Below are 23,444 nucleotides of genomic sequence, written 5' to 3' on the forward strand. Positions count from 1 at the left end.
AACAACTCGTTCAAAACATGTCGTTGACATCAGCTCGTGCAGGTCCCATCCTGGTCCCATGACCTCGACTCCCGATCAGCCGTCCGATCCCTTCACGCCCCCGCGGCCGGAGGCGGCGCGCGCGCACCGCGTCTACGCGTCCCTGATGCGCATCGCCGAGCGCCACGCCGCCACCGACGCCCAGCGCCGCCGGCAGACCCATCCTTCGGTCCTCGGCCCGCACGAGGCCGTCCGGCTGGTGTCCTTCCTGCTCAGCGGGGCGGCTCAGCGGGACGACGGGGAGCCGGAGGTCGACCAGGCCGACATCACCGCCGCCCTGACCCTCGTCCCGCTCGTCCGCGGGGAGATGGACGAGCTGGAGGCCGGACTCCTGCAGATGGCCCGGGGCCGCGGCATGACCTGGCAGGAGATCGCCTTCGGACTGGGGCTCGGCACCCCGCAGGCCGCCAGGCAGCGGTACGAGCGACTGGCCAGCCGCGCCACGGCCGACGACGAGGCCCCGGCGTAGGCCCGGCGGTCACGGCTCCACTGGTTTGCGGAGCATGACGCAGGCCGTCGCAGGCCCGGTCTCCGACTCCTCGACGAGCGTGGCGCACACCGTCAGCCCCACGCGGGCCGCGAGCCCGGCGACGCGGTCAGGCGGCAGCAGGTAGACATCGAGGGCCATCCGATGGCCGTACCCCTTCTCCTTGCGCCGTCTCTCGTCGCCGACGTGGAAGCCGAGCAGCAGATGGCCCCCGGGAGCCAGGACGCGGTGGAACTCGCGGAACACCGCCGGCAGCACCGCCGGCGGTATGTGGATGATCGAGTACCAGGCGACGACGCCGCCGAGTTCGCCGTCCGCCGACTCCAGCGCCGTCATGGTCCCGGTGTGGAACCGCAGCCCCGGATGGTCCCGCCGGGCCACCTCCACCATCCCCGGCGACAGCTCCACACCGAACGCGTCCAGCCCGAGCGAGCGCAGATGCGCCGTCACATGCCCCGGCCCGCACCCCACATCGGCGACCGGTCCCCCACCGGCCCCCCGCACGCGCTCGGCGAACACCCCCAGCATCGCGCGCCCGAACAGATCGGCCTCGAACGCCGGGCGCACCAGCCTGGCGTAGTCCACGGCGACGGTGTCGTACGAGGTTCGGGTTTCCCGAAGGTAGGACGGCTGGGTCACGCCGCAGACCCTACCCCCGGGAAGATCTCTCCGCTCCGCGAACCAGGGTCGGGCCCCAACTCGGGCTCACCACGCTTCTACGGACCGACCCGCAGCACGTAGGCGCGGTCCATGGCGGCGTTCGTCGCATCGGGGAAAGCCGCCAGGAAGGCTTCGGTGAAACCCCGGTCGCGCGCGTGCAGCTCACAGGTCTTCTCGATCACACGGCAGAAGCCCTGCCACGGATCCGGGTCGGCGAGCCCCTCGTCGAGGATGGCGTGGCAGGCGCGCACTTCCGCCGCGAACGCCTCGGTCACCAGCGCCTGCTTGGTCGGGAGACGGCGGGACAGGGTGGCGGGGCCGATCCCGGCGTGCCGGGCGATCTCCCGCATCGGCACGTTGAGACCCTCGGTGGCGAACAGTGCGCGGGCGGCGTCGAGGAAGCGTTCGTGCTTCTCCAGGGCGTCGGAACGCACCGGGTGAGACAAACGGTCGGTCACCGCTCTCACTTCAGCCAACCGGACGGTGGCGTCCGTTAGCGTCCGCCGTGGCCGGGAGGCAGCGCCCGGCCCGGTCCCGATCGATCCCGGAGCGAGGAGACGACATGAAGGCAGTGGTGATTCGGAGGTTCGGAGGCCCCGAGGGTCTGGAGGTCATCGAGGTGCCCACCCCGGCTCCCGCCCCCGGACAGGTGCTGGTCACCACGGAGGCGATCGGCGTCGGCGGCGTCGACACCTTGATTCGCAGGGGTGGCCTCCCCGGCTACGGCTTCGAGGAAGGCCATGTCCCCGGCAGCGAGGTGGCGGGCACGGTGACCGCCGTCGGTGACGGCGTCGACACGTCGTGGATGGGCCGGCGCGTGTGGGCCTTCACCGGCGTGGGCGGCGGTTACGTCGAGCAGGCGACGGCCCCGGTGGAGGAGGTCCTCCCGCTCCCCGAGGGTCTGTCCGCTGTCGAGGCGGTGACGCTCGGCGCTTCCGGGCCGGTCGCGCACTTCGGCCTCTCCCACGCCCGCTTCGCGGCCGGCGAGTCGGTGCTGGTGCGCGGCGCGGCCGGCAGCATCGGGATCATGACGGTCCAGCTCGCGGCGCGCGGTGGTGCCGGTGCGGTGGCGGTCACGACGTCGTCGGCCCAGCGCGGCGACCGCCTGCGCGAGCTCGGCGCGACCCATGTGCTGGACCGCGCCGGCGAAGGGGGCGAGGACGCTCCGGAGGGCTACGACGTCATCATCGACATCGTCGCCGGTGCGGACATGCCTTCGTTCTTCGCCAGGCTCAACCCGAACGGTCGCATGGTCGCCGTCGGCGCCGTGGCGGGCCTGCCGCCGGCGGACTTCGGCGCGAAGATGATGACGGCGTTCCAGAAGTCGCTGTCGTTCGCCACGTTCAGCGCGAACACCGTGGCCGCACCCGATCTGCGGGGCGTGCGGGCGGAGCAGTTCGCCGCCGCGGACCGCGGCGAACTGCGCACGGTGGTGCACGAGCTGCTGCCGCTGGAGCAAGCCGTACTGGCGCACCGGAAGATGGACGCCGGTGAGGTGTTCGGCAGGATCGTGCTGACCCCTTAGCCCGCGCTCCGCGGATGCGCCCCCGGCCGTGGCCGGGGGCGCACCGGCGGGCTCTACACACCGCCTTCGGCCGTCCAGATCTTGCTGTGCAGATCCGTGCCGCGCAGCACCCGCACCCGCCACGGCGCGATGCGCAGCACGTGGTACTCGGGGTCCGTCGGCCCGCCGCGCCAGTAGCCGAGGGGGTCGTAGCCGACGCCCGGTGGGCTGCCCTTGCGGTAGAGCTCCCAGGCATAGCGCTTGGTGGGCTCGTCCTCGACCCAGGTGGAGACGCTGTCGATGAACACGGCGTTCTGGCGGGGGCTCCAGTAGGAGTAGGTGGTGTGCGGGTTGTTCGCCAGGTGGGCCGACTTCACGGGCGTCTTGTAGGCGGCCAGCCAGCCGACGGGGCGGCCGTCGACGAGCGCAGACGGGGAGGAGCACGCGGGCCCGGGGGCGGTTCTTCTTGTCGACGGTGATCATGGTCGCGTACCCGATGTCGCTGATGTACCGGAAGAACTCGCGCTCGATGTCGGAGAAGGAGCCGACCTTCGGCGTCATGCCGCCGCCGCCCCGTCGCGGGGACGGCCGCGCAGGCCGAACGCGCTGATGAGCGCGGGGCGGCCAGGACGAGGAACGACAGGACGACGGGCGCGTAGAACACCCAGCGCCAGTCGGCCGAGGTCAGCAGCCCTCCGACGACCAGGCCGACGGAGAAGCCCCCGGCCGCGGTGCCGGAGTAGACGAGGAGGGCCTTGTCCCGCTGCGGCCCCTCCTCAAAGCTGGTCGTGACGATGGACAGCCCGGCCGGGGTCATGAACGCGGCCGCGACCCCCGTCACAAAGCGGGCGACGATGAGCGTCGGCCCGTCGTCGGCGAAGCCGCCCAGGCCGGAGAAGAGCAGGAACACGGTGAGCCAGAACAGGAACATCCGCCGCCGGCCGAAGAGGTCCGCGGCCCTGCCGCCCAGCAGCATGAACCCGCCGTAGCCCACGACGTAGGCGCTCATCACCCACTGCAGCTCGCCGGTGGACATCCCCAGGTCGGCGCGGATCGACGGCAGGGCCACATTGAGCATGGCCACATCGATGCCCTCGAGGAAGATCGCTCAGCAGAGCACAAAGAGCACCCCCCACGCACGCCCGCTCATCCGGGACCGCGCGGCGGAGCGCGACGGGCTGGTGCGCCGTACGGTGCACCCGGTCGTCCCGCCGCGGGTGGACTACCAGCTCACTCCGCTGGGCGCGACGCTGCACGACACCATCCAGGCGCTGGTCACCTGGACCGAGGACCACCAGGACGAGATCGCCGTCGCGCGTGCCGAGTACGACCGGCGCGAGGCCGGGGCAGGGGCCGGGGCCGAGCCCGGCGCCGTGGCCGGGGCAGGGGCCGGGGCCGAGCCCGGCGCCGTGGCCGGGGCAGGGGCCGGGGCTGGAGCCGCGCGTCAGGCCTCGTAGTCGTAGAACAGCCGCTCCACCACGGCCCGCGCCCGCCGCGTGGTGCGCCGGTAGTCGTCGAGCATCTGGCCGACGAGCCCGGGCCCGTAGCCCAGATAGCGGGCCACCGCGGCCAGCTCCCGGCTGTCGGCGGGAAAGGTGTCGCCGGGGCGGCCGCGGACCAGCATGACGCCGTTGCGGACCCGGGTGGCCAGCACCCATGCCTCGTCCAGGGTCTGCGCGTCGTCCGCGCCGATCAGCCCGGCGTTCCGGGCGGCGGCCAGGGCCCGGCGGGTGCGGGTGGTGCGCAGCCCCGGCTCCGCCCAGCCGTGGCGCATCTGCAACAGCTGCACCGTCCACTCGACATCGGCCAGGCCGCCGCGGCCCAGCTTGGTGTGGGTGGCGGGGTCGGCACCGCGGGGCAGGCGCTCGGACTCCATGCGGGCCTTGAGCCGCCGGATCTCGCGGACCGCGTCCTCGTCCAGGCCCTCGGCGGGGTAGCGCAGCGGGTCGATCAGCTCGATGAAGCGGGCCCCGAGGTCGGGGTCCCCCGCGACCGGCTCGGCGCGCAGCAGCGCCTGGCTCTCCCACACCAGCGACCAGCGCCGGTAGTAGGCGGCGTACGAGGCGAGGGTGCGCACCAGCGGGCCGGACTTGCCCTCCGGCCGCAGGTCGGCGTCGATGGCCAGCGGCGGGTCCACGGTGGGCAGCTGGAGCAGCCGCCGCATCTCGTTGGCCACGGCGAACGCTGCGCGCGAGGCCTCCTGCTCGTCCGCGCCCTCGCGCGGCTCGTGGACGAAGAGCACGTCCGCGTCCGAGCCGTAGCCCAGCTCGTGGCCGCCGAACCGGCCCATGCCGATGACCGCGAAGCGGGTCGGCAGCTCGTCGCCCCACTTCTCGCGCACCGCGGCGCGCAGGGCGCCCGCGATGGTCGCGGCGTTGAGGTCGGAGACGGCGTCCCCGACCAGGTCCACCAGCGCCGCCGGGTCCAGCGGTGGCTCGGCGGTCCCCGGGGTGCGCGGGGCGGCGGCCGCCGTACCCCCCGGCCTCGGCGCCCCGCCGGGCCGCGGCAGGCCGGACGTGCCGGACGTGCCGGGCGCGCCGGACTGCCTGCCGCCGGGCGGCCTCGTATCGGGCAGCGTGCCGCCTCCGGTGCCGGCGGCGCTCGCCGCGAGAGCGCCGCCGGCCGACGCGCCCCCCGCGGAAGCCGCACCGAACCCGGCGCCGCCGAGCCCCGCGCCACCGGACGGCGGCAGGCTCACCGACGGCTGCACGGCGCCGTTCGCCAGGCGCGCGCTCTCGATGATGTCGGCGGCCGCCGTACGGAACAGCTCGCGCCGCCGCACCCCGCGCGCCGCCGCCACCGCGGCCTCCGCGCCGTCGGCCCGGCCGACCGCCGCGAGGGTCTCCTGCTCCAGATGGTCCCGGCCGCGCGGCCGCAGCCCCTCGGGGTCGCCGAGCAGCGCGACCGCCTCGGGGGCGCGCAGGAGCAGGTCGGGGGCGAGCCGCCCGGCGGAGAGCACCCGCGCCAGATTCTCCGCGGCGGCGCCCTCGTCGCGCAGCAGCCGCAGATACCAGGGCGTCTTGCCCAGCGCGTCGGAGACCTTGCGGAAGCCCAACAGCCCGGCGTCCGGGTCGGCGGAGTCGGCGAACCAGCCCAGCAGCACGGGCAGCAGCGTACGCTGAATCGCCGCTTTACGGGTCACACCGGACGCCAGCGCCTCGAGATGTCGCAGCGCGGCCGCCGGGTCGGCGTAGCCGAGGGCCTCCAGGCGCTGGCCCGCGGCCTGGGAGCTGAGCCGGGTCTCGCCGGGCTCCAGTTGGGCGACCGCGTCCAGCAGCGGCCGGTAGAAGAGCTTCTCGTGCAGCCGCCGCACCTCGCGCGCGTGGCGCCGCCACGCCGTGCCCAGCTCGGCCACCGGCTCGGTGCGCAGGCCGAGGGACCGGCCCAGCCGCCGCAGGTCGGCCTCGTCCTCGGGCACCAGGTGGGTGCGGCGCAGCCGGTACAGCTGGATGCGGTGCTCCATGGAGCGCAGGAAGCGGTACGCGGCGTCCAGCGCGGCGGCGTCGGAGCGGCCCACGTAGCCGCCGGCGGCCAGCGCCGCGAGCGCGTCGAGCGTGGTGCCGCTGCGCAGCGTCTCGTCGGACCGCCCGTGCACCAACTGCAGCAGCTGGACGGCGAATTCGACGTCCCGAAGACCGCCGGGGCCGAGCTTGAGCTCGCGGTCTATCTCGGCGGCGGGGATGTTCTCGACGACGCGGCGGCGCATCTGCTGCACGTCGGGGACGAAGTTCTCGCGCTCGACGGCCTGCCACACCATGGGCGCGAGTGCGTCCACGTACGCCTGGCCGAGCTCGGCGTCGCCCGCGACCGGCCGGGCCTTGAGCAGGGCCTGGAACTCCCAGGTCTTGGCCCACCGCTGGTAGTACGCCACATGGCTGGACAGGGTCCGCACCAGTGGCCCGTTGCGGCCCTCGGGGCGGAGGTTGGCGTCGACCGGCCAGATGCTGCCCTCGACGGTGGCCTCGGAGCAGACGCGCATCAGCCGGGAGGCGAGCCGGGTCGCGGCCTGCACCGCCTTGCCCTCCTCGACGCCCTCCACCGTTTCGGCCACGAAGATGACGTCCACGTCGGAGACGTAGTTGAGCTCCCGCCCGCCGCACTTGCCCATGCCGATCACGGCGAGCCGGCAGGCGGCGGCGTCCTCGGGCTGCTCCTCGGCGGCGATCTCCAGCGCGGCGCGCAGCGTGGCGGTGGCCAGGTCGGCCAGCTCGGCGGCCGCCTGGGCGACATCGGTGGTGCCGCACACATCGCGGGCCGCGATGGCCAGCAGCGCGCGGCGGTAGGCGACGCGCAGCGCGTCCGGCCGGGGCCGGCCCTCCCCGGCCTCGCCCCAGACGCCCTCGGCCAGGGCCCGCTCGAACTCGGGGGTGGTCGGGTGCAGGTCCGCCGACTCGTAGGTCACCAGGGCCTGCCAGTCCCCCGGGTGCCTGGCGAGGTGGTCGCCCAGCGCCTCGGACGCCCCGAGCACGCCGAGCAGCCGGTCGCGCAGCGGCTTGGCGGTCACGAGGGTGTCCAGCAGCGCCTGCCGCGACCCGCCGCCCGGGGCGTCCCCGCCGGGAGGCAGCGCCTCGACGAGCCGGACGAGCCCGCGCAGGGCGAGGTCGGGATCGGCGGTCGCGCCCAGCGCCTCCAGCAGCACCGAGTCGCTCCGCACGCCGGACAGCTCGGGCGAGTCCAGCAGCCGCTGGGCGGCGGACGGGTCGGTGAAGCCGTGCCGCAGCAGCCGGGTGAAGTTGCTGCTCCTGCGTCCCTGCGGTACGGACATCCCGCCGCCTCCCGTGCCTCTCGAGTGCCGCCGCCCACGGACCCGGGCCCCGCTGACCTGCTCGGCGACCTGGGGTGGGCCCGGTGACGAGCTTAGGCTCTGCGGGGCGGGACGCGCCGTGCCGGATCACACAGCCGCGCCCCGTCCGCGCTCACAGCACCGGCAGGTTCTTGCGCAGCTCGAAGGGGGTGACCTCGGAGCGGTACTCCTCCCACTCCTGCTTCTTGTTGCGCAGGAAGTCATGCCGCAGATCCGCCATATGGGGAGCCCCTTCCTGGGCCGCTTCTGAGCAGGGGCGGCGCGGTCGTCGTTGGTCGTTGTTGGCCATCGTTGGGCACCTTCGGACGGCCCACCGACGGCCCAGATGTGTCAATCACAATGCAGCCTGGCCTGCACCGCTATGTATGCTCAGCGATCCAGATGACAAGGCGCCATACGTTGATCACTGCCGTTGCGACACCAGCGGTGACAGCAGCCATCTGTCGGCTGCGAGTCAGTGAGTAGCCAACGGTCGAGTTGGGACTACCGATCACGGCAGCGTCTGGACGACATCTGGCGCGTCGAAGCCCACGAGAGCGATGGCACGCCGCGTATGGTCGCGCGCCACGCACTCTCCTGACTCGCACGCGATGCGCAGATCCGTGATGGCCACCTAGCATGGTGCTCGCCTTCCTGTCAGGGAAGCGGAGAAGGTGTCCGCCACGAAGGTCCAGGGTTCGCAGCCGGAGGGCCGCCGCGGCGGACACGCTTCTCTCAACTGTCAGCGACTTGCCGACACACAGAGCTTAGGCCGCCACAACCTCGTTTTGTGTTTCCGCGAGTCCACCCCGAGTGGACCCCGCTGCGGGTATGTTGCTTGCATGAACCCAGGTGAATCTGCTACGCGCGAGGCGGACTATTGGCCAGGTATTAGTTGCACATCCTGGCTATGGCCATTCACTCAAGACAAAGTTGAATTCGAGTTGCGCAGGGCAATCGGGAACCTCACACATGGAATGCGCCGGACTTCCGACGGAAAAGCCCCCACCCGCGAGAACGTGCTGCGATGCTTGGAGGCAACTCATGAACTAGAAAAGGCCATCAAAAAAACCATGCACATGATCGCCCTGGAGGCTGTAACCAGAGGCGCAAGCTGGCGAGATGTGGGCGAGTGCCTCAATGTCGGAAAAACAGCCGCCCATAAACGTTTTAACGGGAGACCGAGCGAGCAGGAAAGGGAATTTTCAACTCAAGAGGCAGACGCTAGTGGACTACTGGAGCTTCTCTGGAGTGGGGCGATAGGTGATGACCGACTGGGGTTCGATGATGAGGACTGGGAGGCTGCGCCTCCACATGTCTCTACCCAATACGCACTCAGAAACCTGCCAAAAGCATCTATCAACTTACACAAGGCGCTAATGGTGCAGTTGGGCGAGGAAGGAGACCCGGTACTAACCATGTACAGGGCCTGCGAGTCGCTCCGCTTGGTGATGCGGACGCTTGCAACCAAAAAAGCGGTCGACGTCATAAACGAATGCATTAGCGAGCACCAAAACTTCCGTCCTTGGATTGACGAACAGCCGGGCATCTACTTCGCCGCGGCCACACAGAGGTGCATGGTCGCACACATCCAACTGGACAAAGCCTTGAAGTCTCCAGATCGGCGCGAACGCCTTAAGTGGATGATATTGGCCCACCACAACACCCAAGAAGCCACAATGATCATATCGAGACCGGAGTGCGTCGATATAATTTCCGCACTGGAATCCAAAGTGAGGGATTCAGGGCATCCCACATTTCCACCCAGCCAAGACCAGGGTGGCAATCTCTTCGACATATTATCCCCCTACTGGGAAGGTGATAAAGCCGGACTCGCAGATGCTGCAGGAGTAGAGGTGGATGAATTAACCGAGGAACTTTCATTTAATGACCGCCTTGAGATAATAGAGATTCTCTTGAAGGATTTCGAAACATCCTCGGAGTAGATTCAGAGGATGGCCCGAGAGCCCGACAGTGCATTCCAACGGTTCAACGTCCTCTCACAGTGAGCACCCAGCGAGCGGTCAGCGCTATGGGCACCGCTTTCGTCAGTGCACCGTCGGCCACTTCGGCTGTCGCAGCACCAACTAACGGCACCGACCCTCTCAAAACGTCGGCGCACAGTACGCCCTCAACAAGCGGAGGCCAGCGAGTCAGGGCATCGTCCGGCCGGTCGTGCCTGACGTGGGAAGCTGGAAGCGCCACCGGGAAGACGTCGGCGAGGGCGAGGAAGGGGAGGCCACGTGCCGCAGGCCAGTCCGCGAGGTACGTACTTGCAGATCTCGGAGTCTCTGCGCCAGAAGATCGAGAAGGGCGCGATCAGTGAGGCGCTGCCCTCCGAGGCGGAGCTGATGCGTACCTATGGGGTCGGCCGGTCCACGGTCGGGCGGGCGCTGAAGGCTCTGAAGGCGGACGGGCTGATCGAGTCTGTGCAGGGTGCTGGCTGGTATGTCACGGGGACGGGTGACCGCCGGCCGCTGGTGGAGAAGGTGACGGACCTCCTGCGCGGCCCGGACGTCGAGGTGGGTGCCCCCTTCCCCTCCGAGAACGAGCTGTGTGAACGATTCGGCGTCTCTCGCACGGCGGTGCGCTCGGCGATCGCGCAGATGGAGGGCCGCGGGCTCATCGCGATGGGGCCGAGCCGCCGACGGCAGGTTCGTGCTCTCCCGGAGGAGCGGGCGGACTCGTAGCCTTGGCGACCATGGATCTCACAGAGCGGGCCTATGGCCTCGCCGAATCGCTGCTGTCGGAACCGCTCCCCCGGCGCTGGTCGCACTCCCTTGGGGTGGCCAAGCGGGCCCGCTCGCTCCGGCCGATCCTCGGGGAGGACGCCGGCCTCATGGAGGCGGCGGCGGTACTGCATGACGTCGGCTACTCGCCACGGATCGCCACCACCGGGTTCCACCCGCTCGACGGGGCCCGCTTCCTGCGTGACCAGGAAGGCTTTGATGAGCGCGTCGTCCGCCTAGTGGCGCACCACTCGTGCGCTCTGCTCGAGGCGGAGGAGCGCGGTCTCCGGGGCGAGCTTGAGGGCGAGTTCGAGCTTGAGCGCCCCGAGCTGGTCGACGCGCTCGTGTTCTGCGACATGACGACCACCCCGGACGGCACGCCCACGAACTCAGACGCCCGCGTCGCCGAGATCGTCAGCCGGTACGGGCCCGACACCATCGTGGGGCGCTTCATCCAGCGAGCCGCCCCCGAGATCCACGCGGCGGTGCATCGCGTGGAGGGGCGCCTCTCCGCCGCGCAAACGGCAGGTCAGCCGATGTAGGGAGCGGTACGCGACTCGTCGAGGCCGTGAGTGATCCGGAGCCGCATCGATGGGTGGATGTCCAGCTCGTCAAGGTCCGCTGGGGAGACCCAGCGGACCTCTTTCGATTCAGAGCTGGTGCGAAGGGCGCCGCCGACGGGGCGAGCGTGGAAGCAGATCGAGAACTGTTGCCGGACCTCGCCATCGTCGTACGCCATGACGTGCTGAGGGTCGGTGTAGAGCCCCACGATGTCTTCCACGACGACCGAGATCCCGGTCTCCTCCTCCACCTCCCGCACGACCGTCTGCGCGATGCTCTCGCCGACGTCGTGGCCCCCGCCGGGCAGGGCCCACAGATCATTGTCGGTCTTGTGGATGAGTAGGAGGTTCCCATCCTCGTCGCGCACGACGGCGGTGACCGACGGCACGACCGAGTTGGCCCTGGGCGCGTTCGGGTCCCGGAAGTAGTCGACACGGCTCATGCGGTTGCGCCTTCGTAGTCGGTGGGCGAGGTGATGCGTCGAGCGTTCTCCCAGACCCGTTCCACGCTCTCCGCGTACGTGTCGAACAGCTCGCCCCCGGGGACGCGCTGCAGGTGGATGACGGGCGCCATGTAGGCCCCGACTCCATAGACGTGGCCGTTTGCTAACAGCTCGTTGTCGGCGCGGTAGATCGAGTTGTACAGCGTCGTGGCGTGGAGCCTGAACTCCACGTTGGGGAGCCCGAACAGCGGCGCGTAGTTGAGAAGCGCGTTACGGATCTTCGCCGCCATCGCCGAACCGATGCCTTCGTCTTCGCCCCGTACGGCGACGGCCGGGCTATTGGGGTCCCCCAGCATGAAGCGCACGGGGACGCCGGCCGCCGACTTCTCTCGCACGAGTCGGTGGAACCGCGGGTCCTCCGTCAGCCAGAAGCCGGAGTACACCAGCACGTCGAACTGCGCGACCGCATCGGCGTACAGCTTGATCCACGCGTCCTGTGGCACGACGGAGCGGTGGGGGTAGAGCTTCAAGACCTCCGAATCGCTGGACGCTGCCACCTCCTCGGAGGTCCGCTCATCCGGCCAGAGGTACGAGACCTCACGCCGCAGCATCGAGGCGACGGCGTACTGAAACCGCCGGTAGGGCTTGCGGTTCGGCTCGGAGATCCAGCGCTCAACGGTCTTCGGAGACACGCCCAGTCGCTCCGCCACCTGCTCCAGCGTCAGGCCACTCTCCACGATGGCCCCGCGCAGCCTTTCGTTCGCCATGCGGTCTCCCCCCGCCTGGGACGTCCTGGGACGACTTCGACTGTAGCGAGTCGTGCGCAAGCCGTACATGAGCGGAGTCCAGTGTCCGCCACTTCCTCGCCAAGCTGGTCATGTCGCTGATCGAGAGCGGCAGTTCAGGCACCGAGAACCCAAGCGAGTTGACGGTGCGGAATTGATCTGCCACCTTGAGAAGCAAGTAATACATGCTTCGCTTCGGCGGTGCGTGAGGCCGCGCCATGCGTGTGCCCGGAGGGCCCCGTGAGACGGGCCCGATGGCTCGTCCCTGGCGCGTACAAACAACTTCAACGGTCACCCGGACCAGAAAACGGGAGGTCACGCGGGGACACCTAGGCCCTGGACCTACGCAGATGGGGGTCACAGCCCGGACGCCGGAGAACCGCCCCAAAGGCGGAGCACGAGCGATCACCGCTCTGAAGTTCTAGGAGATCACCACAAGAGAGGACTCAGTGATGAGACGAACTCTGAGGGTGCCGCCGTGATGGACCGGCCGACGGCACCTGTACGCACTCCGGTTCGCAAGCGGGGCTCACGCGCTTGCGGCCAAGCCGGTCCGCCTCTTCCTGCCATCGCAGCGGCTAGCGCTGCGCCGGTTGCCTCCCCCGCCCGTCCAGCCCACGCACTGCGTGAGGCCGTACGGGCGGGGCTGAGGGGAGCCGGATCCACCGACTTCAACGACAAGCGGCCCCCGGGTGGCACCCCGAGGACCGCGTACAGGCACCTGGATGAGAGGCAACCTGTGATCACCAGCATGACACGCAGCGTCCTCGTCGCGAACCCCGACGACAACGACCCGGACATGGACGAGGCGCTGCGGCGCGTTCGGTCGGGGGGTGGACGCTGATGGCGGCGTGTGGCTCCTGCGGCGGCGCCGGCGGGCGGACCGAGGACAGCTCGGAGGGCGGGGTCACCCGTCAGACCTGGCGGACCTGCGGTTCCTGCAACGGAAGCGGGAGCAAGTGATGGACCCGCGACCGCTGATGAACGCCCCGATTCGCTGCACCACCTGCAACGGCACCGGCGAGGGCCAGTGGGTCATCACCGGCAACGGGTCTAAGACCCGTCAGCCCTGTGGCTCGTGCGGCGGTACCGGACAGAAGTAGGGCCCGCTACTCCGCGAACCCGATCTCGCCCGACTCAACCGGGGCGGCGGCCTCCGGCCAAGGACAGCCCGCCGCCCCGGCTTCCCCTTCGCACCTGAAGACATCGGAGCCATCATGAAGAGCTTCATCGGTCACCATGAGGTGGCCACGGACACCGACTACCTCGAACTCGCCCTCGGAACCCCGCTTGAGCTGTGGCTCGGCGAGGAGGATGAGAGCGACGACGAGCGCGCGGCCCGTCTGGACGCGGCCCGCGACATCCTCGCCGACGACCCGGAGCTGATCGACCGCGCGACGCGGATCGCCGCCGAGGCCATCGAGGCCCACGTCCCCGCGCTGTTCCACAACGTCAGCCGCCTCCCGCGCCCGGCTCGCAGCACGGGCCGCACCACGCCGAAGGCGGTGGCGGCATGAGCTCGACCAACACCACCGCCGCCCAGCCGTTGCTGGAGATGATCGCCGCAGATGAGCGGGCGCTGCTCCGTACCGGGGAGGTGGCCCGGGAGCTCCTGGCCCTGCACGCCGATCTGCCGCTGACCGGCGTGCGGCTGAAGTACGGCGGTGAGATCCTCCTGAACGCGCCGGCGGCTGAGGACGTGAGGGCGTGGGCCGAGCGGCTGCGTTCCGAGATCACCGAACACACCGATGACCCCGGATACGGCAGCGGGTCCGTGTTCCAGCACACTTCCACCGAGTCCGTCATCGAGGGCGTCAGGGTGCACGTCTGGCACTGCCGCATCCTCGCCGACGCCGAGGCCGCCGCCTGGCGCAAGAGCGGGGGCCGACCGTGAGTCACACGCTCACCGCGATATCGGCCGCCGCTCCGCTGGCCGCCGGTTGGACCGTGCACAGTCTGTGGTTCCGCCGCATCCTCGACCAGGCGCGGCGGGACCCGCTGACCGGCTTACCCACCCGGGCCGCGTTCGAGATGCACGCGGCGCGGCTGCTGAGCAGGGCGCGCTGTGCGGTGCTGCTCATCGACCTCGACGGCTTCAAGGCCCTGAACGACACGTTTGGGCACGCCGCCGGTGACGCGGCCATCCGTGCGGCCGGTGAACGCCTTGGCACTTGGGTGCACGTCCAGAACGGCGCCGTGGGGCGTTTGGGCGGGGACGAGTTCGCCGCCGTCGTACGGATGCCGCACACCACGGATCTGCCCCTGGAGCTGCGCACCCTGCACGAACTTCTCTGCCAGCCGGTTAAGTTCGACGGCCGCCTCATCTCGCTGGGCTGCTCGATCGGTGCCTACCACGGCCCCTTTCCCGGCCCGAGCCTGCCGACCGCGCTGCGGGTGGCGGACGAGGCGATGTACGGGGCCAAGCAGGCCGGCGGCGGCTCGCTCATCGCCAGCAATCCCACGCCCGTTTACCTCACGGTCAATGGCCGCCGCGACGGCCGCTCCGGCACCGACTTCGACGCCGAAGGAGGCGTGACGTGATCAGCCCCAATACGACAACAGCCGCCGCGGCCGATGCCGTGTTGGCCGCCGCACATGCGGAGGTGAAGGCGGAGATCGGCCGCACCGACAGCAAGGCGTCGTTGCTGCTGGCCTTCAACGGTGCGCTGCTGGCGGGAGTGTGGACCGTCGCCACGGGCCTGCGTCTTCCCCCGGCCGCATTGGCCGTGGGGGCGGTGGGCGTGGGTCTGCTTATGGCCTCGGTCGCCGTGCTGCTGGCTGCGGTCCGCCCGAACCTGGGTGGCGCCCATCCGAAGGGCTTTCCACTGTGGGCAACGCTGCCCGCCGATCAGCTCCGCGCGGCGCTGGTCAGCGATGACCTGACCGAGCACGTCAGGCGCCTGTCCCTGTTGGCCGTGGGCAAGTTCGTCCGGCTGCAGCGCGCGGTGGACCTCACCCGCGCCGCTGGTGCCGCCTTCATCGTGGCCGCGCTGGTCGCGGTGGTGCTGGCCATGGCAGGAGGCACGCGATGACGTCCTGGCTGTTCGACCTGTTCCCCGGCGCGCCGGGCTGGCTGTCGTGGGCAGCTCCACTGGCCGGCGCCGTGCTGGTGCTCGCACTGGTGGCGTGGGCGATGGGGCGGCTGCGGGAGTCGCGCTGGCTGTCCGGCATCGGCCCCCAGGCCGTCGTCGCCCTCGGCGGTGTCGCGGTCTCCGTCCATGGCCTGTGGGGGTTCGCCACCGACACGGCCGGGCTGCCGAATCCGTTGTCGGTGGCGTTCATCGCCGTCTTCGACGCGGCCGAGATGACCCTGCTGGTGATGATGTACCGCGCGGCCGACCCCGAGCAGGGGTGGACGCCGGAGCTGCGGCTGATGCACCGCACCGCGTGGCTGCTGGTCAGCTTCTCCGCCGCGATGAACGCCGTCCACGCCCCGAACTGGTGGGCCCGGCCGGTCCTCGCGTCCATCCCGGGCCTGGCCGCCTGGCTGATCGAGCTGCAGCTGCGCAGCAAGCTGCACCGCGAGCGTCCCGACGAGGCCGACCAGGGCGGCCGGCCGGGGCCGGTCCGGCTGCTGGTGCTGCTGTGGCAGCACGCGTGGGCCGGACTGTTCGCGCTGCTGGGCCTGGATGCCCGTACGTCATCCTCCGCCGTGGCCCGCGCCGCGCTGGCGCAGCGGGCCGCGCACCGCGTCTACCGGCTCCGGCTGGCCCTGGAAGCCGGGTCGGCCAGTGGGAGCTCTCGGCGGGCGCAGCGCCGGTTGCGGCGGCTGCGGGGCCGGGCGCAGAAGGCGCTGGACCGTGCCGACGTCGCCACCGATACCGGGCAGTCTCTCGCCCTTGTGCGCCGTCTGGCCGCGCTAACCCGCGCGGACGAGGTGGCCCGTCTGAACTACGCGGATGCTACGGCGGTGCTGGCCCTGATCGAGGACCTGGCGGTCACCCCGGCCGCGAAGCGTCTGGAGTCCTCGGCCCTGGCCGAGCGCGCGGAGGACGCGCGACAGCGCGCGGAAGCTGCGCGGGAGGAAGCGGAGGCCGCGCGGAAGCGCGCGGAAGACGCTCTGAGCACCGCGCAGCGCAACCTCCAAGCGGCCCGGGAGGAGCACGCCGCGCTTCTTGAGCAGCGGGAGGATGCGGACGGTGCGATGGAGGCTGCGCGACAGCGCGCGGAGGACGCGCGGCAGGCCGAGCAGGACGCGCGGAAGCGCGCGGATGACCTGATCAGTGCCGCGCGGCAGGAAGCCGACCGTATCCGCACCGCCGTGGACGCGGAGGAGCAGCGACTGGAGCGGTTGACCCTCGACACGGACGCGCTCCAGCGGACCCACAGCGAAGCGCAGACAGCGTTGCGGCAGATCACGGGCCAGATCGAGGAAGCCACCGCACTCCGGGACCGGCTGCTTCGGGACGTGGCCGAGCACGCCGGCAGCGACCCGGACCCGGTGTTCAAGTCCGAAGCCAAGCAAGCCGGATGGCAGCTCTACCTGGCGTCGGTCACCGCCGACCACGGGAGCGAGCCGAGTGCCGCGGAACTGGCCGAGCGGTGCTCCGTGGACCCCGGGAACGCGCGGAACTGGCTGCGTGACTTCCGTGCCGCGCGCGCCGCGCAGCTCACCGCGCACCAGCCGCGCGCGCTGGTCGGTGTCAACGGCACCGACCGCTCATGACCTGTGCGTTACAGCCGTCCAATAGGCCCCCAGACGAGGCAGGACCCCATGAACTTGCTTGAGATCATCCTCCACATCCTCGTGCCAGCGCTGCTCGGCGCACTCGCGGTGTGGGTCGGGATCACCCGCATCCCCTGGACACCGCCGCGCGACGAGGACCAGTAACCCCAGCCAGACCTCACCGTCGTCCGGCACCACCAGTGAAGGCCAGCCCAGGGCAATTGGGCTGGCCTTCGCTGCGACTGCCGGAAGCAGTCGGTCCCCGGAGCAGTCGACGTGCCCCGGGGACAGCCTCACCATCCCACGGAGGAGCCGTATGGCACAGGAGAAGTGGACGCCTGCCCTGCTCAAGACGCCGGAGGACCGGGCCATCCACCTCGCGCAGCGACGGGCGCAGATCGAGCCGATCATCGATGACCTGCGGCGGCTGGCCCGCGAGGTGGCCGCGGACCTCAAGGAGCGCGGTGCCCTGGAGGGTGACATGCCGTTCCAGGCCAGGGCTCGCGCGTGGAGCACCGGCCGGCCGATGTTCCAGGCCGTTGACGACCTGGAGGCGGCCATCACGCACCTGGTGGCGTTCGGCGCCCGCTACGAGCGGTCGTACGAGGAGCTGCCGGAGAAGCGGGCCAGGAAGGCGGCCGAGAAGCAGCGGGTCAAGGAGCTGAAGGCGTCCGCCGGCGCACCTCAGCTTGAGCAGCAGCGGGCCGACGACGCCCCGCAGACCGAACCCGGTGGTCTTTTTGATCACCTCACGAAGGGGGCGTGATGGCCGGCAAGGACCCGGCGCGCTCCAAACGGCTCCGCGCTGAGCTGTGGGCGCCCCGGGTCAACGAGGCCGCCGATGCCCGGTCGCGGGCCATCGTCCTGTTCGACATGGCCCGCGCGCGGCTCCCCGACGACGACCCGCTCTGGCGGTCGCTGGCGTCGGAGCTGTCGCGCTATCTGGACAGCAAGCAGTAACGCTCCGCGTTCAACAACAACGGTTCAACGAGGCGATCCGGGCTCGCGCGCATAATGCGCGCGCGTCACGCGCGCGCGTACGCGAGGCGGGCCGTTACGTCAAGTAGTTGAGAGGGGCGGCCGATGGCCGACGAAGACCCGGGGAATGTGATCACACTCCCCGTCATCAACCTGGCTCCGCCGGAGGACAGCCCGCCGGCGCCGGACGGCGGACTGCCGACCCTGCCGGGCACCCCGCCCGCCGTCCCGCCGGGGCGCGTCAACCTTCCGTCGCCGGACCTGGACGGCGACGGAGACGAGGACGAGGACGAGGACGACCCGGCGCCGGGGATGGTGGCACACGCCGCTGATGCCGGGTCACCGGTCCGGGGTACCGCCTCCATGGCCATGGTGGTCATGGCCGGTATCGCCGTGGCGGCTCTGCGCGGGGCCTGGAATGTGGCCGCGTATCTCAAGGCCCGGCGTGAGCATCACAAGGCCGTCGCGGATAAGGCGCGGCAGGACAACGCCAAGGGCCAGGCGGCAGCGCCCAAGGCCGAGGTGGGTGCCGATGCGGCCCGCCGAAGGGGCCGTATCCAAAGCGGCCCGGAGTACGGCCGCGGCGTCGCCAGGGGCACGGCCAGGCCGGGCGCTGTGTCGTCCCGTATGGCGTCGGGTGCTCTGGCCAGGCAGCAGCCCAAGGCGGTGCATCCGAAGGCGGCCACCGTGGCCGGGGCGGCCAAGAGCAGGATGCCGGACGCCAGGAGGGCCGCCGACGCTCGCAAGGTAGCGCGGACGGAGGCTGCCGCTCGTACGGCCGACAAGAAGCCGGCCGGTGTGTCCTCATCAGGGGGCGCCACGAAGGATCCGGGCACCCTCGGGAAGCTGGCACTCGCGCGGCAGGCCCGGAAGAACGGTGACGCCATCGTGGCCCGGAAGGCTGACGCCGACCGCCGTAAGGCCGGTCTGGCGGGCCGGGTCAGTGCCCGGAAGCAGGGCGAGAAGGACGCCGACGGGAAGGGAATCCGGAGAGCCGCCAAGGACATGGCCCGGAAGGGCAGGAGCGGCAAGCCGGACGGCACGAAGAAGCACGACAAGGACGACGGGGCGCCCAAGGTCGATCTCACCAAGAAGCCCAAGAGCGACAAGGGCAGGGACGATCCTCCAAAGGCATCGAAGGGCCGCAAGAAGCCAGGGCCCTCCTCGTCGCACACACCCGGCGGCGAGCCAGGCAGTAGGCCATGGAGAGAACGCGCCAAGGCGGGCAATACAAAGCCAGGCACAAAGAAGCGTCGGAAGGCCCGCAAGGCTCCGCCAACCGGTGGGCGTCGGCGTCCATTTGGCGGCAGCCGTAAGCGCGGCGCACATAGCAGGCAGCGCCCGCAGGACGCGCCCCGCACCGACGGCGAGTGGCTGCGCCCTCCGCCCGGCTGGAAGGTCGGCTACTCGGTCACCATCACGCGGCCGGACCGCGAGAGGCCCAAGCCGCAGCCCGCGGCCATCAGCCGGGGCCGCCAGGCTCTCCCCGCCGCAACCTCGTCGGCCGCCTCGGCGGCCGGCACCACTCCCGGGCCGACCGGTCCGGCAGCACCACAGAAGGGACCGCGGCCCATGGGCGGAGCACCTGCCGTACGGACCACGCAGTTCACGGACGCCGAACTGACGGTGTACGACGTCATCGACTCGGACGAGGACATGGCCGAGGAGATCATGGCGGGCGCCGAGCACGCCAAGGTGGTCGCCGACCGATGCGAGCAGTTGACATCCACCCTGGAGGCGCTGCGCGCGGAGCTGATCGGCAAGAAGGTTCCCGGCGTCCTCGTCGGCTGGACGGCGCGGCTGATCGAGCGGGCCGGAGTTGTCCAGGGCAAGGCGGAGGGCCTGGCGGCAGCACTTCCCCGCGCGTCCGAGGCCATCGCGACCGCGGGTCAGCGAGCGGCCGAAGCCGACAAGCACCGTGCCGACGCGGTGAAGGACGCGGGGCACGTCGCCCCAGCCGAGCGCGAATACCACCAGGAGTAGCCCGTGAGCGAGATCGATTCTGTGGGCGTCGGCGGCCGAGTCGCCGACCTGATCGGCGATGGGGTCACGTTCACCGTCGTCACGGCCAGGCTCGCGGCAGCGTCCCTCGCCATGGCGGCCCTGTCGCAGGCCGTGCGGGGCGCCTACGACTACGTCGAAGGGTGCGCCGCGTCGGTCGACCGGCTGGCCGACACCGCCGCATCGATCCATGTGGACGCCGACGTGGTCGCCGCGCACCGCGACGCGGCGGCCGTCATGCGCTCCGTGCTGGCCGAGGCGGAGGAGCTGGCGAACGAGGCGGCCGAGATGGCCGGCGACTTCCGGCAGGCCGCCGACGGCCACGAGGCCGATTACGGCCCGGTCGCCGCCGCGATGCAGACCGGCGGCGCCGACGTGGCCGACCGGACCTACTACAGCAACCGATAGCACCGAACGCGACGAGGGGCGGCCCGCCGAACGGGCCGCCCCTCGCGCGTCCCCTCGACAGCCAGGAAGGACTCGGCCGTGATGCCGCTGCGCACCTACATCGACACCGCACGGGGCCGGATCGGCCGCGTCGCAACGGCCGCCGGGGCCACTACGCTCACCGCGGGCCTCTTCACGGACGCGGTGACGCAGCCGGGCCTCACAGCCGCCCTCGGCGCCGCGCTGCTCGGTGTGGGGTTCTCCCCTCGCCTCATGGCAGCGCACCAGAAGGTCAAGCCCGTCGCGATGATGGTCTACGCATCGCCGCACGCGGGCATGGCGGCCATCCTCGTCGCCGAGCGGGTCGCCTCGGGTGATGTGGCTCGCCTCGTCGAGGCGGGCGCCGTCACTGCCTGGACGGCTGGTGTCTGGTGGCTCCGCCCCGCGTCCCTGGCCAAGCGGATCGCCAGGGCACGGCCCGCAGCCGAGGCCATCACTCAGCCGCAAGAGGCGGTGCCGACCGTCGTCGACCAGGCGCCGACCGACCCGGCGGCCCGCTGGTGGGCGGAGAACGTGGCCCGGGAAGGCGGCATCGCACCGGGCACGTGCGTGATCGCCACGCAGCGGATCGACGCCGACCGCACGGCGGCCGTCATCGCCGCGACGAACCCCGGTGAGCCCGTGCCGGAGATCAGCATCACGCGGCTGTCCGCGCTCATGGACATCCCCGAAGAGCTGATCTCGATCGACCCGATCCCCAGCCGGGGCGCGGGCCTGCGGATGCTCGCGGTCGGCAAGAAACGCGAGGCGCCCGCCGACACCTGGACCGAGATTTCCCGCTCCGCCCTGCCGGGCGTGGAGTTGATGGAGGCGAACACGTACGAACTCAAGGAACTGCGCTGATGGCCGCCGTCAAGGAATACGTGCTGAAGACTCCCCCGGGAGGAGTGAAGAACATCGATCACGAAGCGCTGTGCGACCTGCTCAAGATCGATGACCCGTCGCGGGTCATCTTCGAACAGGCCCGAGGGGAAGCGGTCGTCAGAGTCTTTCCGACCAACCCCCTGATGCACATGCGACCCGCGACCGTGGCCGACCTGACCATGGACGCACGCGGCCGGATCGTCGTCGGCGCGTACTACGACGGGTCGCCCCTGCGGATCCGGCTGTTCGACCCGAAGACCGGCAACGCCCAGCGGATGGCGATCTTCGGCACCACGGGGGCCGGGAAGTCGCGGGCGCTGCAATCGGTGCTGGCCGCCTGCAAGCGCTCGGGCATCGTCGTGCACCTGGCCGACCTCAAGGAAGGGCAGAGCGTCCCCGAGGCGGTCGGAAACGTCGCCACGAGGGTCACGACGCAGAAGGGCGCTATCCGGCTTCTGCGCCGCCTCGTCGACGAGGCCGAACGGCGCATGAAGGCGTACGGGGAACTGGGCCGGTCCGGCTTCATCCTCGGCGACCCCGACCCGCTGATGTACGGCGTCATCGACGAGGCGAACCGGCTCCTGGAGAAGGGAGCGCCTTACCGCGACGAGGCGGCCGGGCTCATCAAGGAGCTGGGGCGTACCGGCCGGAGCGTCGGCGTCGGCATCATCCTGGCCGCGCAGGCCGGCCACCTCGAGGAGATGGGCGGAAGCGACACGCTCCGCGGGATGCTCAAGGAAGGGGAGGTGATCCTGCTCCGCTGGTCGTCCGCGATGATGGCCCAGCTCGTCTCCGATGGGCTGCTCCCCCGGGGCGAATCGCTCCAGCCGATCCCCAAAGTCGTCGGCCAGGTCCGCCGCATTCGCCGGTGGGACGAGGCGGCCGACGAGGACGAGGACGAGCCCAATTCGCAGGGCATGTGCTACCACCTCACCTCGTCGCGGCCGACGAGTATGGCGCGGTTCTTCCTCGTCGGCTCCATCGCGCCGTGCCGTGGCCATGACCCCGCCATCCTCGCGCTGTACGGCGACGGAGCGCCCCCGGGCAAGCCGTTCGACCTGGACGACGCGCCAGACCCCGAAGAGGGCACTCCGGCAGCATCAAACGCGCCGTCCGTACCGGCCACCGCAGAGGCGGCGCCGCCGGGTCCGGTGACGCTGGCCGACCGGATCACCGCTGCGCTGGCCAGCGGCCCACTGGCTGAGGCCGACCTCCTAGCGGCCGTCAACGCCGACGGCCACAAGCAGATCAAGCGCGGATCACTTCGAACCCGCGTGTCCGACCTCCGCCGAGACGGCGTGATCGGGCCGCCGGACGGCGGCCTCGTGACACTGGCTTAGACGCGCCATGCTGTCTCCAGGGAGGAGACGGCATGGACTTCGAGTTCGAGTGCTGGCGCTGCGGCGCAGACTGCGTTGTCTACGGCAAGCCGGTGGGCTTCTGGGAAGAGCGCTTCCGGCTACCGGACGAGTGGGACTGCTGGAACTGCGGCGCCACGAACATCACCCCTGACGACTGACCCCACACCACCCCCAGCGAACGAAGACCCCGGAGGGCAAAGCCTCCGGGGTCTTCGCTTGCTCTGGCACGTTCAGCAAGGAGTTGCCGTGATCGTCTCCCTGTCCGCCGTGCTCCTCCTCGGAGCCGTCCTGGCCGTCATGCTCCGCAATCGCACCCTCGGCACCGGCGGCGCCACGGTCGCCGCCCTCTTCGGCTTCTGCCTCGCCTCGACCGGCGCGGCGCCCGCGATCAACGACGCGCTGCAGTCCCTCGCGGACTCGCTGAGCCGCGTCGGCTGACACGCCTTGACCATCCCGTACGAACCGGCACCGGAGGCAGCCATGCACCAGCCCGACCCGCACCACACCATCCCCGGCAACCTCGCCCCGCACATACCCGCCGACCTCTACCGGCAGTTAGACGGCCGGCCCGTCGTCATCATCCAGCCGCCCGCCCCGGCCCCGACCCGCTCTCTCGCGAAGTGGGCCGTGCCGCTGGCAATCGGGCTCGCCGGAGCCGCCGGAGTCCTCGGCCTGGTCGCCGCCGCCGTCGCGGTCTTCGACTACGCCGCTCGCACCGCCGCCTTCATCGGCTCCACCACCGGCCCGATCGGGCTCGGCCTGTCCCTGAAGCTCTTCAGCTCCAAGAACAAATAGGAGATCACCGCATGATTCGCCGCTTCCTGGCCCGCCGACGGCTGGAGATCCGCTACTGGTCGTCGTGGACCGCCAGCCGTGCCAACGGCCGTCAGACCGGACCCCGCCCGATCCTCGCCGTGCACCGCCTGCCCGACCCCCACTGCCCGACCTGCGGCGGCGAGGGCGAGGTGAGGTGCGCCGGGCCGGATCCGGAAGAGCCGGACTACGACGACTGCCACTGCGCGCCGTTCCTGCCCCTGGCATGGATCTGGCTGCCCAAGGCGCCGCGCTGGACGCGCCGCCTGCGCCGCTGCCGCTGGTGCCGTAACCGGCCCTGCGCCTGCGTCGCGCCGTTCTAGC

The 23,444-nt window shown here is 70.8% G+C and carries 26 protein-coding genes and 3 pseudogenes; 21 read left to right on the forward strand and 8 right to left on the reverse strand.

Going from position 1 to position 23,444, the window contains the following annotated elements; translation table 11 throughout:
• The first annotated feature begins 58 nt into the window (after positions 1-58).
• Entirely contained in the window at positions 59-508 is a 450-nt protein-coding gene (locus tag ABFY07_RS08030; protein ID WP_346173780.1) for a DNA-binding protein, read from the forward strand.
• A 9-nt stretch (positions 509-517) separates the two neighbouring features.
• Here the strand turns inward: ABFY07_RS08030 and ABFY07_RS08035 are convergent, their stop codons facing one another.
• Positions 518-1,165 carry a class I SAM-dependent DNA methyltransferase gene (locus ABFY07_RS08035; protein ID WP_346173781.1) on the reverse strand — a complete coding sequence of 216 codons (648 nt, stop codon included), beginning with the start codon at positions 1,163-1,165 and terminating at the stop codon, positions 518-520.
• Between the two features lie 77 nt (positions 1,166-1,242).
• Complete coding sequence (locus tag ABFY07_RS08040; protein WP_428836880.1) at positions 1,243-1,620, reverse strand: TetR/AcrR family transcriptional regulator; 378 nt, start codon at positions 1,618-1,620, stop codon at positions 1,243-1,245.
• A 128-nt stretch (positions 1,621-1,748) separates the two neighbouring features.
• Between ABFY07_RS08040 and ABFY07_RS08045 the strand changes: the two genes are divergently transcribed.
• Positions 1,749-2,711 (forward strand): zinc-dependent alcohol dehydrogenase family protein, encoded by a 963-nt coding sequence (locus tag ABFY07_RS08045; protein WP_346173782.1) that lies wholly within the window; start codon positions 1,749-1,751, stop codon positions 2,709-2,711.
• A gap of 53 nt (positions 2,712-2,764) precedes the next feature.
• Here the strand turns inward: ABFY07_RS08045 and ABFY07_RS08050 are convergent, their stop codons facing one another.
• On the reverse strand, positions 2,765-3,067 hold the full coding sequence (locus tag ABFY07_RS08050) for a pyridoxamine 5'-phosphate oxidase family protein (RefSeq protein ID WP_346173783.1): 303 nt from the start codon (positions 3,065-3,067) through the stop codon (positions 2,765-2,767).
• Between the two features lie 170 nt (positions 3,068-3,237).
• Positions 3,238-3,768 (reverse strand): annotated as a pseudogene (locus tag ABFY07_RS08055) (MFS transporter); the annotation flags it as partial.
• 79 nt (positions 3,769-3,847) lie between these two features.
• Between ABFY07_RS08055 and ABFY07_RS08060 the strand changes: the two are divergent.
• Positions 3,848-4,147: pseudogene (locus ABFY07_RS08060) on the forward strand (winged helix-turn-helix transcriptional regulator); the annotation flags it as partial.
• Here the strand turns inward: ABFY07_RS08060 and ABFY07_RS08065 are convergent.
• Positions 4,135-7,455, reverse strand: a complete 3,321-nt coding sequence (locus ABFY07_RS08065) for a bifunctional [glutamine synthetase] adenylyltransferase/[glutamine synthetase]-adenylyl-L-tyrosine phosphorylase (RefSeq protein WP_346173784.1) — start codon at positions 7,453-7,455, stop codon at positions 4,135-4,137. The pseudogene ABFY07_RS08060 and the gene ABFY07_RS08065 sit on opposite strands and share 13 nt — an antisense overlap.
• Before the next feature lie 151 nt (positions 7,456-7,606).
• Positions 7,607-7,693 (reverse strand): annotated as a pseudogene (locus ABFY07_RS08070) (glutamine synthetase); the annotation flags it as partial.
• Positions 7,694-8,315: 622 nt separating this feature from the next.
• On the opposite strand from ABFY07_RS08070, the gene ABFY07_RS08075 reads away from it, so the two are divergent.
• The 3 genes from ABFY07_RS08075 to ABFY07_RS08085 all read left to right on the forward strand — a co-directional run bounded on the left by ABFY07_RS08075 (position 8,316) and on the right by ABFY07_RS08085 (position 10,744).
• Positions 8,316-9,419 carry a hypothetical protein gene (locus ABFY07_RS08075; protein WP_346173786.1) on the forward strand — a complete coding sequence of 368 codons (1,104 nt, stop codon included), beginning with the start codon at positions 8,316-8,318 and terminating at the stop codon, positions 9,417-9,419.
• A gap of 297 nt (positions 9,420-9,716) precedes the next feature.
• Positions 9,717-10,163, forward strand: a complete 447-nt coding sequence (locus ABFY07_RS08080) for a GntR family transcriptional regulator (protein ID WP_346173787.1) — start codon at positions 9,717-9,719, stop codon at positions 10,161-10,163.
• An 11-nt stretch (positions 10,164-10,174) separates the two neighbouring features.
• Complete coding sequence (locus tag ABFY07_RS08085; RefSeq protein ID WP_346173788.1) at positions 10,175-10,744, forward strand: HD domain-containing protein; 570 nt, start codon at positions 10,175-10,177, stop codon at positions 10,742-10,744.
• Here ABFY07_RS08085 and ABFY07_RS08090 read toward each other — a convergent pair.
• Positions 10,732-11,205: an NUDIX hydrolase gene (locus tag ABFY07_RS08090; RefSeq protein ID WP_346173789.1), complete on the reverse strand. Its 474-nt coding sequence runs from the start codon at positions 11,203-11,205 to the stop codon at positions 10,732-10,734. The two genes, ABFY07_RS08085 and ABFY07_RS08090, sit on opposite strands and share 13 nt — an antisense overlap.
• The gene (locus ABFY07_RS08095; RefSeq protein WP_346173790.1) at positions 11,202-11,972 is read right to left on the reverse strand and encodes a helix-turn-helix domain-containing protein; all 771 of its coding nucleotides are present in this window, start codon (positions 11,970-11,972) and stop codon (positions 11,202-11,204) included. Before ABFY07_RS08095 ends, ABFY07_RS08090 begins: the two co-directional genes overlap by 4 nt.
• Positions 11,973-13,207: 1,235 nt before the next feature.
• On the opposite strand from ABFY07_RS08095, the gene ABFY07_RS08100 reads away from it, so the two are divergent.
• The 15 genes from ABFY07_RS08100 (at position 13,208) to ABFY07_RS08170 (ending at position 23,443) form a co-directional block, all read left to right on the forward strand.
• Complete coding sequence (locus ABFY07_RS08100; protein WP_346173791.1) at positions 13,208-13,507, forward strand: hypothetical protein; 300 nt, start codon at positions 13,208-13,210, stop codon at positions 13,505-13,507.
• Positions 13,504-13,884 (forward strand): hypothetical protein, encoded by a 381-nt coding sequence (locus ABFY07_RS08105; protein WP_346173792.1) that lies wholly within the window; start codon positions 13,504-13,506, stop codon positions 13,882-13,884. The genes ABFY07_RS08100 and ABFY07_RS08105 overlap by 4 nt, the downstream gene beginning before the upstream one ends.
• Positions 13,881-14,531, forward strand: coding sequence for a GGDEF domain-containing protein (locus ABFY07_RS08110; protein WP_346173793.1), 651 nt, complete (start codon positions 13,881-13,883; stop codon positions 14,529-14,531). Before ABFY07_RS08105 ends, ABFY07_RS08110 begins: the two co-directional genes overlap by 4 nt.
• Entirely contained in the window at positions 14,528-15,022 is a 495-nt protein-coding gene (locus ABFY07_RS08115) for a Pycsar system effector family protein (protein WP_346173794.1), read from the forward strand. The genes ABFY07_RS08110 and ABFY07_RS08115 overlap by 4 nt, the downstream gene beginning before the upstream one ends.
• Entirely contained in the window at positions 15,019-16,656 is a 1,638-nt protein-coding gene (locus ABFY07_RS08120; protein ID WP_346173795.1) for a hypothetical protein, read from the forward strand. Before ABFY07_RS08115 ends, ABFY07_RS08120 begins: the two co-directional genes overlap by 4 nt.
• 316 nt (positions 16,657-16,972) lie before the next feature.
• Positions 16,973-17,422, forward strand: a complete 450-nt coding sequence (locus ABFY07_RS08125) for a hypothetical protein (protein WP_346173796.1) — start codon at positions 16,973-16,975, stop codon at positions 17,420-17,422.
• Positions 17,422-17,616 (forward strand): hypothetical protein, encoded by a 195-nt coding sequence (locus ABFY07_RS08130; RefSeq protein ID WP_346173797.1) that lies wholly within the window; start codon positions 17,422-17,424, stop codon positions 17,614-17,616. Before ABFY07_RS08125 ends, ABFY07_RS08130 begins: the two co-directional genes overlap by 1 nt.
• Positions 17,617-17,739: 123 nt before the next feature.
• Positions 17,740-19,617 carry a chromosomal replication initiator protein DnaA gene (locus ABFY07_RS08135; protein WP_346173798.1) on the forward strand — a complete coding sequence of 626 codons (1,878 nt, stop codon included), beginning with the start codon at positions 17,740-17,742 and terminating at the stop codon, positions 19,615-19,617.
• 3 nt (positions 19,618-19,620) lie between these two features.
• Positions 19,621-20,043 carry a hypothetical protein gene (locus tag ABFY07_RS08140; protein WP_346173799.1) on the forward strand — a complete coding sequence of 141 codons (423 nt, stop codon included), beginning with the start codon at positions 19,621-19,623 and terminating at the stop codon, positions 20,041-20,043.
• Between the two features lie 81 nt (positions 20,044-20,124).
• Positions 20,125-20,925 carry a hypothetical protein gene (locus tag ABFY07_RS08145; RefSeq protein ID WP_346173800.1) on the forward strand — a complete coding sequence of 267 codons (801 nt, stop codon included), beginning with the start codon at positions 20,125-20,127 and terminating at the stop codon, positions 20,923-20,925.
• Positions 20,925-22,286, forward strand: coding sequence for a DNA/RNA helicase domain-containing protein (locus tag ABFY07_RS08150; protein ID WP_346173801.1), 1,362 nt, complete (start codon positions 20,925-20,927; stop codon positions 22,284-22,286). Before ABFY07_RS08145 ends, ABFY07_RS08150 begins: the two co-directional genes overlap by 1 nt.
• Positions 22,287-22,318: 32 nt before the next feature.
• Positions 22,319-22,465: a hypothetical protein gene (locus ABFY07_RS08155; protein ID WP_307110159.1), complete on the forward strand. Its 147-nt coding sequence runs from the start codon at positions 22,319-22,321 to the stop codon at positions 22,463-22,465.
• 88 nt (positions 22,466-22,553) lie between these two features.
• Positions 22,554-22,745 carry a hypothetical protein gene (locus ABFY07_RS08160; RefSeq protein WP_346173802.1) on the forward strand — a complete coding sequence of 64 codons (192 nt, stop codon included), beginning with the start codon at positions 22,554-22,556 and terminating at the stop codon, positions 22,743-22,745.
• A 42-nt stretch (positions 22,746-22,787) separates the two neighbouring features.
• Entirely contained in the window at positions 22,788-23,102 is a 315-nt protein-coding gene (locus ABFY07_RS08165; RefSeq protein WP_346173803.1) for a hypothetical protein, read from the forward strand.
• An 11-nt stretch (positions 23,103-23,113) separates the two neighbouring features.
• Positions 23,114-23,443 carry a hypothetical protein gene (locus tag ABFY07_RS08170; protein ID WP_346173804.1) on the forward strand — a complete coding sequence of 110 codons (330 nt, stop codon included), beginning with the start codon at positions 23,114-23,116 and terminating at the stop codon, positions 23,441-23,443.
• Position 23,444: the final 1 nt, after the last annotated feature.

The organism is Streptomyces sparsogenes subsp. cuspidosporus (assembly GCF_039532705.1).
GTDB classification, from domain to species: Bacteria; Actinomycetota; Actinomycetes; order Streptomycetales; family Streptomycetaceae; genus Streptomyces; species Streptomyces sparsogenes.

Excerpts from the sequence above, each read along its gene's own strand:
- ABFY07_RS08130 (WP_346173797.1), top strand. The coding sequence starts at position 17,422 with ATGGCCGGCAAGGACCCGGCGCGCTCCAAACGGCTCCGCGCTGAGCTG.
- ABFY07_RS08105 (WP_346173792.1), top strand. The coding sequence starts at position 13,504 with ATGAGCTCGACCAACACCACCGCCGCCCAGCCGTTGCTGGAGATGATC.
- ABFY07_RS08135 (WP_346173798.1), top strand. The coding sequence starts at position 17,740 with ATGGCCGACGAAGACCCGGGGAATGTGATCACACTCCCCGTCATCAAC.
- ABFY07_RS08095 (WP_346173790.1), bottom strand. The coding sequence starts at position 11,972 with ATGGCGAACGAAAGGCTGCGCGGGGCCATCGTGGAGAGTGGCCTGACG.
- ABFY07_RS08065 (WP_346173784.1), bottom strand. The coding sequence starts at position 7,455 with ATGTCCGTACCGCAGGGACGCAGGAGCAGCAACTTCACCCGGCTGCTG.
- ABFY07_RS08075 (WP_346173786.1), top strand. The coding sequence starts at position 8,316 with ATGAACCCAGGTGAATCTGCTACGCGCGAGGCGGACTATTGGCCAGGT.
- ABFY07_RS08085 (WP_346173788.1), top strand. The coding sequence starts at position 10,175 with ATGGATCTCACAGAGCGGGCCTATGGCCTCGCCGAATCGCTGCTGTCG.
- ABFY07_RS08030 (WP_346173780.1), top strand. The coding sequence starts at position 59 with ATGACCTCGACTCCCGATCAGCCGTCCGATCCCTTCACGCCCCCGCGG.
- ABFY07_RS08120 (WP_346173795.1), top strand. The coding sequence starts at position 15,019 with ATGACGTCCTGGCTGTTCGACCTGTTCCCCGGCGCGCCGGGCTGGCTG.
- ABFY07_RS08170 (WP_346173804.1), top strand. The coding sequence starts at position 23,114 with ATGATTCGCCGCTTCCTGGCCCGCCGACGGCTGGAGATCCGCTACTGG.
- ABFY07_RS08165 (WP_346173803.1), top strand. The coding sequence starts at position 22,788 with ATGCACCAGCCCGACCCGCACCACACCATCCCCGGCAACCTCGCCCCG.
- ABFY07_RS08090 (WP_346173789.1), bottom strand. The coding sequence starts at position 11,205 with ATGAGCCGTGTCGACTACTTCCGGGACCCGAACGCGCCCAGGGCCAAC.
- ABFY07_RS08155 (WP_307110159.1), top strand. The coding sequence starts at position 22,319 with ATGGACTTCGAGTTCGAGTGCTGGCGCTGCGGCGCAGACTGCGTTGTC.
- ABFY07_RS08100 (WP_346173791.1), top strand. The coding sequence starts at position 13,208 with ATGAAGAGCTTCATCGGTCACCATGAGGTGGCCACGGACACCGACTAC.
- ABFY07_RS08145 (WP_346173800.1), top strand. The coding sequence starts at position 20,125 with ATGCCGCTGCGCACCTACATCGACACCGCACGGGGCCGGATCGGCCGC.
- ABFY07_RS08125 (WP_346173796.1), top strand. The coding sequence starts at position 16,973 with ATGGCACAGGAGAAGTGGACGCCTGCCCTGCTCAAGACGCCGGAGGAC.
- ABFY07_RS08045 (WP_346173782.1), top strand. The coding sequence starts at position 1,749 with ATGAAGGCAGTGGTGATTCGGAGGTTCGGAGGCCCCGAGGGTCTGGAG.
- ABFY07_RS08150 (WP_346173801.1), top strand. The coding sequence starts at position 20,925 with ATGGCCGCCGTCAAGGAATACGTGCTGAAGACTCCCCCGGGAGGAGTG.